Origin of the sequence: Paenibacillus sp. Marseille-Q4541 (assembly GCF_018310695.1) — a bacterium.
Classification (GTDB): domain Bacteria; phylum Bacillota; class Bacilli; order Paenibacillales; family Paenibacillaceae; genus Paenibacillus.
Genome location: NZ_JAGXCY010000033.1, coordinates 21101 through 32707, shown reverse-complemented (window position 1 = coordinate 32707; position 11607 = coordinate 21101). Strand labels below are relative to the sequence as shown.

General features: G+C 43.2%; 10 protein-coding genes and 1 riboswitch. Of the genes, 4 read left to right on the top strand and 6 right to left on the bottom strand.

The features are described from left to right. The first annotated feature begins 57 nt into the window (after positions 1–57). Complete coding sequence (locus tag KFT32_RS22385) at positions 58–351, top strand: hypothetical protein (RefSeq protein WP_211749656.1); 294 nt, start codon at positions 58–60, stop codon at positions 349–351. A 220-nt stretch (positions 352–571) separates the two neighbouring features. Continuing rightward, on the top strand, positions 572–868 hold the full coding sequence (locus KFT32_RS22380; protein WP_211749655.1) for a 4a-hydroxytetrahydrobiopterin dehydratase: 297 nt from the start codon (positions 572–574) through the stop codon (positions 866–868). A 63-nt stretch (positions 869–931) separates the two neighbouring features. On the opposite strand, the gene KFT32_RS22375 is transcribed toward KFT32_RS22380, so the two are convergent. From KFT32_RS22375 to KFT32_RS22355, 5 genes are all read right to left on the bottom strand, one after another. Then, entirely contained in the window at positions 932–1297 is a 366-nt protein-coding gene (locus KFT32_RS22375; protein ID WP_211749654.1) for a c-type cytochrome, read from the bottom strand. A 113-nt stretch (positions 1298–1410) separates the two neighbouring features. Next, a complete protein-coding gene (locus KFT32_RS22370) occupies positions 1411–1914 on the bottom strand; it encodes a GNAT family N-acetyltransferase (protein ID WP_211749653.1) in 504 nt (167 codons plus the stop codon). A gap of 170 nt (positions 1915–2084) precedes the next feature. Then, positions 2085–2552, bottom strand: coding sequence for a C40 family peptidase (locus tag KFT32_RS22365; protein ID WP_211749652.1), 468 nt, complete (start codon positions 2550–2552; stop codon positions 2085–2087). 4 nt (positions 2553–2556) lie between these two features. Beyond that, positions 2557–2696, bottom strand: a riboswitch (cyclic di-AMP (ydaO/yuaA leader). Between the two features lie 242 nt (positions 2697–2938). After that, positions 2939–3769 carry a hypothetical protein gene (locus KFT32_RS22360; protein WP_211749651.1) on the bottom strand — a complete coding sequence of 277 codons (831 nt, stop codon included), beginning with the start codon at positions 3767–3769 and terminating at the stop codon, positions 2939–2941. A gap of 10 nt (positions 3770–3779) precedes the next feature. Next, positions 3780–5759: a M1 family metallopeptidase gene (locus tag KFT32_RS22355; RefSeq protein ID WP_211749650.1), complete on the bottom strand. Its 1980-nt coding sequence runs from the start codon at positions 5757–5759 to the stop codon at positions 3780–3782. 104 nt (positions 5760–5863) lie between these two features. Here KFT32_RS22355 and KFT32_RS22350 point away from each other — a divergent pair, with 104 nt between their 5' ends. After that, positions 5864–6373, top strand: a complete 510-nt coding sequence (locus tag KFT32_RS22350; protein WP_211749649.1) for a YwhD family protein — start codon at positions 5864–5866, stop codon at positions 6371–6373. Between the two features lie 82 nt (positions 6374–6455). Here KFT32_RS22350 and KFT32_RS22345 read toward each other — a convergent pair whose 3' ends face one another. Further along, the gene (locus KFT32_RS22345) at positions 6456–8513 is read right to left on the bottom strand and encodes a transglycosylase domain-containing protein (RefSeq protein ID WP_211749648.1); all 2058 of its coding nucleotides are present in this window, start codon (positions 8511–8513) and stop codon (positions 6456–6458) included. Positions 8514–8693: 180 nt separating this feature from the next. Here KFT32_RS22345 and KFT32_RS22340 point away from each other — a divergent pair, with 180 nt between their 5' ends. Beyond that, entirely contained in the window at positions 8694–11606 is a 2913-nt protein-coding gene (locus tag KFT32_RS22340) for a Na+/H+ antiporter subunit A (RefSeq protein ID WP_211749647.1), read from the top strand. Position 11607: the final 1 nt, after the last annotated feature.

Sequence of the window (11607 nt, the reverse complement as noted above, 5' to 3'; positions counted from 1 at the left end):
TGAAGGTTTATTTTCGGTATAATGGAACCATGATATGGAAATGGAGTGAATATTCAAATGGGCGTAAAACATGGACGCGAGTATAATGACATATTACAAGATTTAATAAAGGCCGTCGGAAAAATACCGGATCGGTATACTTTCTTCGAAATGGAGGAAGAGGACTGGGCTAGGCTGGAGGATAAAGATCGACTAGAGGTAGATGAGGCACTCGCTGAAGATTTGTTCTACGCACTGGGTGCAGAAAAAATGATCGCAGTAGGAAGTGGGGTTGTTATTCATGACCAGGATCTCCACCGTCTAAACATTCTTATTGGTGATGATGAACTCGACTTTGTCTCTCTTATTTAAAGGGAGTGTATGCAACTGGATTTAAGACTGCTTCCGTGATAAGATGGAACACGAATAAAGCCGTTCGGGAAGCGAACGGCTCAATCTTATAAAGCGATAGGCTTAAAATAGAGTTTACAATATAAGCTCTATTTTAAGCCTGAGGTAATAGGGTATCTAAAGAGGCACCGGGCATGCTGAAATGGATACGTTTTTTGATTAGGGGAGGTTAGATTTAACGATGGTCTTTACGCAAGAGGAAGTAGAAGCTCATCTCGATAAACTCGAAGGTTGGGATTACGAAGAAGGACGGTGGATCGTCCGTAAATTCACATTTACCAACTTTATGAAAGGTATTGCTTTTGTGGATGAAGTAGGTTTGATCTCCGAGGCGTTTAATCATCACCCCTTCATAACCATTGACCATAAAGTAGTGACATTAAGACTCACTTCATGGGATGATGGAGGGATCACTGCTATTGATATCAAAGAAGCGCAGCAATATAACGAAGCTTACGACAAAATGATGCAAGTTTAATGGAACGACGAAAACACGCCTTATGACTTCTCTTCAGGGAGAAAGCAAAGGCGTGTTTTTATTTTACTTCTTCTCAGCTAACCAGAGAGCAAGGTTTGCTATTTCTTCTTCTGAAAGTTTTCCCTCAAAAGCAGGCATTTTGCCGCCGCCTTTACCTTTGGTAATCGTTTTATAGATTTGCTCAGCATTTAATTCAGCACCAACCGTTTGCAAGGAAGGACCGACCCCTCCTTCAAGCTGGTTCCCGTGACAAGTAATACAACTGGCTTTTGCCTTTTCTTCGGCGCTTGCTGCATCCAAGGTCACCTGGGGCATTACTGGTCCAGCTTCTTCTGCAGCTTCATGATCTCTTCCTGGCACCGTAAACATTAACACGAGGGCAAAAGTGCAAGCGAAGAAAAACAATCCGCTCATGATCCATTTCTTCATTTGTTGTGTCCTCCTACTATGTACAATCCTTAGTTTATTATAATGGAACCGGCTTCAGCTTCATAGTATTTTATGGTAAATATTTAAACAAAAGTGAGAAGAGACAAACATCCCTAAATTTGATCGGTTCCTTCATAAATCATGCAATGGAATAGCTTCGAGCCATCTGGAGTTAACCGTTCATAAGTATCATCAATGATAAACCCTGCTTTTTCGTAAGCCCGAATGGCTCTTGTATTCCAGGTTAATACCTCCAGATCAATGATATGGCCTGGGTTTCTTTGCTTAGCCTCATGTACGATAGAAGACACAAAAGCTGTACCATGCCCGTTGCCACACAAAGAGGGTCGCATGCCAAGGCCCAGACGGGTGACTCCTTCCATTGGGAATAGTTGAGCAAATCCGCATAATACAGGTTCATCTTGTTCAATTAGTACGGAGAGATACTGACGAGCCCTTATATTAGGGTCTCCAAACTCAATCTCTAGTGCTTTCATCTGATCCCATGGCAACCATCCATAGATGTTATAGGGAGGATCGTACTGCCAGGTGCTTATCTCCGCTGCCTGCTCCTCCGTCATGGGCATGACTCGGAAAACGATATTAGCCTGTGTCATATTAATTCTCCTCTACATAAGTTTCATCTCTTCTAACACTCTACAGGTACAGACGGAGTAGGGGCAAGCACTTTCCAGTGCATCGCAGGCAAAAAAAGAACTCACACTCGACTACTCTGTGGAAAAAGTAGTCAAATGTGAGTTCTCTGGGTAATGATATATAACGCTACTTACTCAATAGTAGCTGTCTCAAACTGTTCTGTACTCATGATTCGTTTAGCACCAACATAGCGTTTTGCATAATAACTTTCGTCAAGCTTGCTGATAGTAACACCTTTAGAAGTAGAAGCATGTGCAAACTTACCATCTCCTACAAAAATACCAACATGGGATACTCCTTTACCGCTTGTGTTAAAGAATACAAGGTCTCCAGATCTGATATCGGAACGGGAAACTTCTTTACCCATGTTAAACTGTGATCCAGATTGTCTTGGCAAATCGATGCCGAGCTTCTCGAATACATACATCGTGAATCCGGAGCAATCAAAACCACTAAGTGTAGTCCCGCCGTATTTATATTCTGTTCCCTCGGTACTTTCAATAACCTTGTCCATTTTGGAATCCGCAAAAGCACTTCCTGTTCCGATGGATAGCGCGATAGCAAGACTTAGTGCTGCAGCAGTTAGTGTCTTTTTCAAAAAAATAAACTCCTTCCAATGCCTGCGAGGTTAGCTTAAGGATTCGGTAGAAGGTTCCCCTATGATCACTCTGTTTCGAGATCAATTCACCCATAATATGGTTCCCCCGCTTCCCAGGTACCAGGAATTTGGCTGTCTGATGATGTGTACCTGTGAAAGACGACGTTATAACTTAGTTAATAACAATAAAACTACTATGTAAGATAAGGCTTGGATAATTTAGTTACAATAGATTACAAAGTTGTTACTACATGTTCTGGGCTTATTGTAACAGAATATGTGTAAATTTGGCAATTGTTTTTCATGGAAAAACTACAAAAAACAAGCCTGGCTCAAAATAAAGAGCGAGGCTTGTATTATTGTAGGAATTGAAGTAGTTTTTATTTCTAGTTGTTATCAGAAATATTTTTGGAATTCCACAGGCTGAAATGGGAGCATATCTTCCATACATTCATAATGGATCGAATCAGATGATAGGACTGCTGAAGTATCAGGGACAGAAGTCCAGTCCAGATCAGAGAAGCAGCAGTAAAGGATCCGAACAAGGTGAGTGTGATGAAACCTAGCAGGAGAGCGATAAGAGTGACGGGAATTGCATAACGTATGCAGATCCAAATGGACCCCGAAGTACTATGTTTTCCCGTTAGTCCAAATTGCAAGTAAAGTAACAGCTGTTTCACTATATATCCGTAGATTAGCCATAAGGCAAGGTAAGGAATGATTTTGACGAGAGCAGGAAGATTGTAAACGGCCGTGATGAGTGTCGGGAGCGTGACCGGAACAATCCAGTAGGCAGGAAGAAGTAACAGTATGATTTCTATTAAATAGAGCAGAGATGTTTTCTTCCAGTGCCGTTTCATGCCTTGGAAAAATGCAAAACCTTTTGCTGTATTCTCTTGATCATGAAGGCTATGAAGTAATCCTGCACGAATGAGAGGCGTCATGAGCATCCGGATTAGGAACATGAGGACGAGCAGCCAGGCATATTGGTGTACGAGCGGACTAGAGGACAAGCTGAGTTGTCCTTCCATCCAGAACAGTACTTTGCTCAGTTCATGAGGGGGAGGATTGGGATACCGCATTAACAGCGGAACTACTGCCGATGCGACGATTTTGTACAGGAACATCCCCCAGACTAACTGGTATAAAAAGAGGAACAGAACGATAAAATAGTGATCCTTCACATGTTTGAATCCTTCGGATAAATAAACCTTCATCGAATACACCTCACCATGACAGACTTCCAAGCAGTGCTTCAATCAGTTTGGTAATGCTGATATTGAAACGTGTCTGTACTTTCTCATCTACTTCTGCCCTCATATAATTGTTGATGTGCTTATTCTCAATGGCGATAGAGTAAGAAGGATCTACCATGACCCAGTCCAGAGGTTCCTTGTACGTGAGATTGTAGATGATCTCTGCATTCTCACCATTCCATACTTTACGGATCAGATGTCCATCCTTGAATGCGAATATGACAGGGATCTCAGTATAGTCCCCAGCTTTTTTTGTTACTTTTACTGTGGAGATGAAGCTAGGCTCTTTTTCCGTGCTTTTATCCTGAATCGAAATCGAATCCACTGCAAAGTCGGCCATCATATTACTATATACATACTGGTCGAAGAAGGTGGCCCATGACTTCCGGGTAACTTGTTCGACAACCGTCTGAAAATCTTTCGTTGAAGGATGTTTAAAACGGTATTTAGAAGCATAGGTTGCCATCACTTTGTCCATTTTTTTGGTGCCAATCTGTTGTTCAATGGCGCGTAGGATCAGTTTTCCACGGGTATATACATTTTCTGCATACTCCTGTTGTGAATCATATTTCCAAGCTTCTTGGGTGAGCGAGGCAGGTGAACTAATATAGCCCGATTGCAAAGCAATATTAGGTGTTAGACCATACTCTTGTTCCATCAGGCGATCCTCGGCGTAAGAGGTAAATGCCTCATCAAGCCAGGCCTCTTCAAATTCATTACTTGCAATCATGCCGTAAAAGTACTGATGTCCTATTTCGTGGATGACGGTACGTTCCAGTTCATACCCAGGAGAAGTCTCATCTGCACCAAATGCTGTGATGAGGGTAGGATACTCCATTCCTCCGGCTCCATTTCCGGCTTTGGGTGGTACTACAATGGATAGAGTAGAATATGGGTATTTTCCATACCATTTGCTGAAATTCGATAGCGCTGATTTGGCTGCATAAAGGTAACGGTCTTTTAAATCAGCATGAGCTGGGTCCAGATAAAGCTTAATTCGGACTCCGGGAACATTCGGTGCAGAGAATGGTTCTTCTACAACAACAAAATCTGGGGAAGCGGCCCATGCAAAATCATGTACATCGTCTGCATAGAATTGGTAGATCCGTTGACCATTCTGTTTAAAGTAAGGTTTGGTTGGGAATCCAGTTGCTGCTACGGTATAATTATCAGGTACTGCGATACGCACGCTATAAATGCCAAAGTCAGAGTAGAATTCGGAGTTGCCGTGATACTGATGTAAATTCCAACCTTCTGTTTTCCGATTGCGTGTTCCAACAGGTTCATAAACACTCAGTTTCGGAAACCACTGTCCGGCCATAACGAAGTTATCTGCTGTTCCCATACGGGCAAATATTTTTGGCATATCGACTTCGAAAGCCATACTAAGGGTAATGGACTCCCCACCTTTTACTGGCTTTGGTAAACGGACTTTCACTAGGCTTTTATCATTTACATTTCCATCATCGGGTTGAACATACTGGATGCGATGGAGCAGAGAAAGGCCATCGGTCGTTTTAATCTCAGTAAGTTTCATGGACCCATAGCCATCCTTTGGCATGGCATCACCTCTGAGTTTTCCGCCTGATTCTTTCATAAAGGTTGTCTCATCCGAGGCAAACGCATTGGGATATAAATGAAAATAAAGCTCACTTACTGTTTTTTCCCCCGGATGAGTCCACGTCATGGTGGACGTACCTTTTAGAACATGGTCTTCTGTTAATTGCACATCAATGTGATATTCAACCACTCGGTCACTAAGAACCTCGGCGAGGGGCGTCTGTACACTTTCCTGAATGGGAGCAGGTACAGGGGCATTCATATTGCCCGTTATCGGCGCAAGAGTAGACTGCGTAGATGGAGCTTGGCTTAAACTAAGCAGCAGTGTGCCACCGAGGACACAAATAGCAAGAACAGAGGATAGATAAATTTTCGCGCGAACTGGGGTCATACGTTAAATACCTCCCACTTGACAAGCATCTAAGGCATGTATATGTTTGCATCGAGAGAAATATTAGTTAAAATATTGGTATCAACTTTTGGAGGCCATAAAAAATGGAACAAAGCGGACAAAGCGGCAAAAAACAGATTGCCTTAAATATTGTTAACAGCAAGAGTAAGCATAAAGGATTCGGCTCAGGCTCCATCGATTTGAACAATGTATCACCTGTCATTATTGATGGAGGAGTTGCAACAATTGATATTGGCGCAATGCATGCCAAGAGCAAAGTAGAACGTGGCATTAAATTTTCTACTGAGAAGTCAGATGTGCCGAATGGTCGGCAGGTCTGGTTGGTGTGGGTAGCAGTGGACCGTACACCGGAAGGTCAGTTGTATGCTGGGGCAACGGCATGCGAAATGTGGATTGATACGGAAGCAAAACGCGGATGGAAAATTCTTGCCGATCATGTAAACAAAATGGATTATGCAATGAAGCGCCGCATTATGTTGGATGAGCTTGGAAGTGAAGAGAAGGCAGCTTTGAAAAAGCTTCTTATTTCCCACAATGAAGACTGGTGGAATGCAACACCAGAAGAGCTTAAACAAGCGCTTGAGAACAACTAAGCGCATATAACACGAAGAGGGTTTCGGCAATTTAGCCGAAACCCTCTTTTTGTATATAGTAAACGTTGTGCCGAATGGGTCCTTATTCAGTCCACCAACGTTTAAAATGGCCCCACCAAGAATCGTCTCGATCATTCTGAATGTCGTCGTTCTCTTGATCTGGGTTCGGTACCGCTTCATGTTCCTCGCAATATTCTGTGGGCTCTGTCCCGCGAACGAACACTTCAAGTCTGCGCCCTTCACAGTTTTCTCCAGCAAGTTTACCGGTAGAAGGGTCTATATAGACGCTGACCACTCCTTCAGGAACCGGGAATATTTTAGGTGGAACGTTCTTCAGTGCCTTTTCCATATACTCTGCAAAAATAGGAGCAGCTCGCCGGCTTTCAGCGGTTGTAATCTCCTGATTACTGTCATATCCAACCCATACCGCAGTAGATAATTCTGGCGTATAGCCTACAAGCCAAGCATCGGAACTCGTAGTTCCTGTTTTTCCAGCTACCGGTCTTTTGATCTTGTCAGCTACACGGTGAGCCGTTCCACCTGTATCAAAGACGCTCTCCATCAGACTTGTCACAACGTAAGCAGAAGCAGAGTCTACGACTTGTTCAGGTGCTTGTTCTGGCACTTTATATACAATTCTGTCTGCCGCATCCGTAATCTTCAGTACAGCTATGGGTGTATTACGAAGTCCCTCATTTGCGAGAACCGAATAGGCAGAAGCCATTTCGAAAGGACTGATGGGTGACGTGCCGAGAGCCAAGGATGGAACCGGGTTAAGAGGGCTCGTAATCCCTAGTTTTTTGGCCATTTCAATAATAGGGTCCGTCCCAATCCGCATGAGTGTACTTACAGCGTATATATTATCTGAGACTGAGATTGCTTTTCTCATATCGATGGGTCCAAGATACTTATCACCAAAGTTTTTCGGTTCATACGTTTTCCGATCATTATCATATTTGAAGACGGTTGGTTTACTATCCATCTTAGAGATCGCTGTCAGCTGTTTTGAAGAAATCGCACTCAAATACATAATCGGTTTAAAAGAGGACGCCGGCTGTCTGTTATCAGCAAGAGCATGGTTATACTGGCTGGATCTATAATCGGTTCCGCCCACCATTGCCTTAACATGACCGTTTCTCGGGTCAATCGACAAAAGGCCTACCTCAAGATCGCTATTTGCATCCATCCCCTTAGCTACTGTCTCTTCAGCAGCTTCCTGCATCCGCATATCAAGGGTGGTGTAGATGTTAAGACCACCATGGTCGAGTTTGGCTGAATCAATTCCTAGTTCACCAACAACCACACTTCGAATATAGTCACGGAAATAGGAGGCCCTCTCATTCGTTTTCGGTTCACTTTTCGGCTTGATATCAAGCAACTCGTTATAAGCCTCATCAGCTTGTTGTTGTGTAATATTTCCAGTATCCACCATGGAGCTTAGCACGATTTTTTGCCGGTCCTTGGCCTTTTTCATATCGTTATAGGGTGAGTAATATGTCGGTCCTTTCGGTATCCCGGCGAGCATGGCACTTTCGGCCAGACTTAAGTCAGCTGCAGATTTGCCAAAATACATCAGGGCAGCCGATTCAACACCATAGGCGCCATGACCATAATAAATTTCATTAAGATACATCTGCAAAATTTCATCTTTGGTATATTTCATTTCGAGTTGGACCGTATAGATGGCCTCTTTTATTTTTCTGGACCATGTCTTTTCATGGGACAAGTACAAATTCCTTGCCAGTTGCTGTGTAATCGTGCTGGCCCCCTGCGACATATTCATCTCTTTTATATTTACAAGGATGGCACGTGCCACGCCCTTAAAGTCAAACCCAATATGTTTGTAGAACTTTCGATCCTCTACCGAAATGGTAGCTTGTGTCAGCTCCGGTGAGATTTGATCCAACTTGACAGGTATGGATTCCTTACCTCCGGGTGAGAACGTGGCAATGACTTCACCATCAATATCAAAAAGTCTGGAGTTGCGGTCATTATCTGCAAGAGGAAGACTGGTCGCGTATAAATAAACAACAAGTACAACAGCAAATATAAGACCCAGTATGGTTAAGCCTGCTAACCATTTCAGAACCTTTTTGGTGCGAGAAAATTTCTTTTTTGACTGATCTACAGATTCTGGCATAACGTAGGTCTCCTTTCCAAAAATAACCCGATGTTTCCATTATGGGATTACAATTCATCCATTATTCACGATTTATACAGATTCTCCGCATAGGCAATAAGGGTAAAGGTTAACATAAACTGTAATTCGTGCTAATCCTGCTCGTTAGGTTGCTAGTTATTATACATAGGGGGTGTATTTGTGTACCTGATTCATGCTGCTATCCTGCTTCCCATTATCGCAGGAGTTGGGATTGCTTTTATGAAACGGTTGTCCCGCAGTTTTCACTTGGGATGGGCTGTTTTAACCGTACCACTTGTTCTATTTTTATACTTTCTTAGTCTGATTCCGCAGGTGCGTGATCGTAACCTTATTTATGAAACGATTCACTGGATGCCATCCCTTGGAATTAATTTCACTATTTTTCTGGATGGATTAAGTCTCTTGCTTTCATTACTAATAACCGGTATTGGTTCATTGGTTGTCCTATATTCTATCTATTATATGGAACGCGAGCAGGCTCTGCATCGATTCTATCTGTATCTGCTTCTTTTTATGGGTGCGATGCTTGGTGTTGTTCTGTCAGATAATATGATGGTGTTGTACGGATTCTGGGAATTAACTAGTATCGCTTCTTTCTTGCTCATTGCGTTTAACCACAGCAAGGAAGCATCTATTCGTGGTGCGCAAAAGTCATTCCTTATTACTGTCTTTGGCGGATTCGCCATGTTGGTTGGATTCATCTTACTGTATCTTATCAGCGGATCCTACAGTATTCGGGAGACCATCGCATCCCTCTCGAATATTGCACAGGATCCTTTGTTTGTTCCTGCACTGATTTTGATCCTAATAGGAGCTTTTACGAAATCAGCGCAATTTCCGTTTCACGTCTGGCTGCCTGATGCGATGGAGGCACCGACACCAATCAGTGCTTACTTGCACTCGGCCACTATGGTTAAAGCAGGAATTTACATTGTTGCTAGGTTTACACCTATCTTTGGCGGTGAGGCGGTTTGGTTCTGGCTGGTTTCATTAGTCGGAACAGTTACGCTGGTCTATGGTTCGTTAATCGCAATAAAGAAAACCGATCTGAAGTCCATACTAGCTTACTCCACGGTGTCTCAGTTGGGGCTAATTATGTCTCTGTTCGGATTGGGATCGGCAGCGCTCCATTTTGGCAATGGTACAGAATCTTTACTGTATACCACTGCCACTATGGCAGGATTACTCCATTTGTTTAATCACGCTTTATTTAAAGGCTCTCTGTTTATGATGGCGGGAATTGTTGATCATGAAACGGGGACGCGTGATATCCGGAAATTAGGCGGGCTTATGGCGGTTATGCCGCTAACGTTTACCGTTGCACTTGTAGGTACATTTTCAATGGCAGGTCTACCACCCTTCAATGGCTTTGTCAGTAAGGAATTATTTTTCAAGGCCACACTCGAGGCATCTGAGTTATCTATTTTTAGTCTGGAAACGTGGGGGATTATTTTCCCTGTGTTAGCTTGGATTGGTAGTGTAATGACGTTCATTTATTCACTCGTTATCGTTTTACGTACCTTCCTTGGTAAAAATAAGACTGAAATACCACTTGAAAAGCTTCATGAAGCACCGATCGGAATGTTGATTCCGCCGCTTGTCTTGGCAGCGATGGTGCTAATTACCGGTATTTATCCCGATTTCTTGTCTGCATCGATTATTGAACCTGCTATGGCTTCTGTGTTGTCTCCACTCCTTGCTGAAGGGGAACGATTTGATGTCCATCTGTATCTCTGGCATGGGTTCACTCCAGAACTGTGGATGACACTCGGTGTCATTGTGCTGGGTGTGATCTCTTATAAGTTGTTGCCACGCTGGAAAACGGTTTATGAGGAATACATACCCGTATACACAATCAATAAGTTCTACGATTCATCATTTCGTGCGCTGCATCGTTTCTCCAAACGCTGGACACAAACGTATATGAATGGCTCTGTTCGAAACTACCTTATATATATCTTTGTATTTATGATCGGGTTGATCGGTTATGGCTTCTTCCATGCAACGAATATTGAATGGAACTTTAGTGGATATGATTCCTTTATGTTGTATGAGACCATTTTGCTTGTTGGGCTAGTTATTACAGCCCTTTGTGTTCCTTTTGCAAAACAACGCTTGTCCGCTGTCATTTTGACTGGGGCCGTCGGTTATCTCGTGACTTTGTTCTTCGTGCTGTTCCGCGCACCGGATCTGGCGCTGACTCAGATGGTTGTAGAGACGGTATCCGTTGCTCTTTTCCTACTCTGTTTCTACCATCTGCCGGAACTTACGCCGAAATCAAGCAAGAAATACAAATTTGTAAATCTGGTTATTTCCATCGGTGTTGGTGTTGTTATGATGCTTATTGCTCTTGCTGCCAGCGGGACTACACAGCTTGATTCCATATCCGAATTTTATACCGCGGAAAGCTACAATCTGGCAGGAGGTAAGAACATTGTAAATGTGCTGCTAGTTGATTTTCGAGGTTTTGATACATTGCTTGAAATCATGGTACTTGGCGTAGCGGCGCTTGCCATTTACTCCATGATCAATCTGAATTTGAGTGGAAAAGATCTAGGTTCTTCTCACCGGGCCCATTCAGCCGCGGATGAAGAGGCATCGGAAGAGAAGAGAGGCATCTCTAATCCGGAAAGCTGGAATAGCGTTCCGCTGCGAAGTAACGATGTGTTCTTGCAGATGAGCACCAAGATCATTGTGTTTATTATTCTTATTTTTGCTCTGTATCTGTTCTTTGCAGGGCATCATCAGCCAGGGGGAGGATTTATCAGTGGTCTCGTTACATCGGCAGCTCTAGTACTCTTGGCTATTGCCTTTAATACAGATACACTGCGCCGAATTTTACCGGTAGATTATCGTCTGGTCATTGCTTGGGGACTTCTCATTTCCTTGGCAACGGCAGCAGGATCCTTTGTGCTGGGAGTACCTTTTATGAGTCAAGCCTTTGATTACTTTGATATCCCTCTGCTTGGAGAAGTGGAGTTAACAACAGCCATGATATTTGAAACGGGTGTATTTATGGCTGTCGTGGGCGTCACGATGACGATCATTTTACAGATCGGGGAGGACCGTTAAT

What these genes read in the sequence shown, in the direction of transcription:
- KFT32_RS22385 (WP_211749656.1), top strand. Translation starts at nt 58, where the DNA reads ATGGGCGTAAAACATGGACGCGAGTATAATGACATATTACAAGATTTA.
- KFT32_RS22380 (WP_211749655.1), top strand. Translation starts at nt 572, where the DNA reads ATGGTCTTTACGCAAGAGGAAGTAGAAGCTCATCTCGATAAACTCGAA.
- KFT32_RS22375 (WP_211749654.1), bottom strand. Translation starts at nt 1,297, where the DNA reads ATGAAGAAATGGATCATGAGCGGATTGTTTTTCTTCGCTTGCACTTTT.
- KFT32_RS22370 (WP_211749653.1), bottom strand. Translation starts at nt 1,914, where the DNA reads ATGACACAGGCTAATATCGTTTTCCGAGTCATGCCCATGACGGAGGAG.
- KFT32_RS22360 (WP_211749651.1), bottom strand. Translation starts at nt 3,769, where the DNA reads ATGAAGGTTTATTTATCCGAAGGATTCAAACATGTGAAGGATCACTAT.
- KFT32_RS22355 (WP_211749650.1), bottom strand. Translation starts at nt 5,759, where the DNA reads ATGACCCCAGTTCGCGCGAAAATTTATCTATCCTCTGTTCTTGCTATT.
- KFT32_RS22350 (WP_211749649.1), top strand. Translation starts at nt 5,864, where the DNA reads ATGGAACAAAGCGGACAAAGCGGCAAAAAACAGATTGCCTTAAATATT.
- KFT32_RS22345 (WP_211749648.1), bottom strand. Translation starts at nt 8,513, where the DNA reads ATGCCAGAATCTGTAGATCAGTCAAAAAAGAAATTTTCTCGCACCAAA.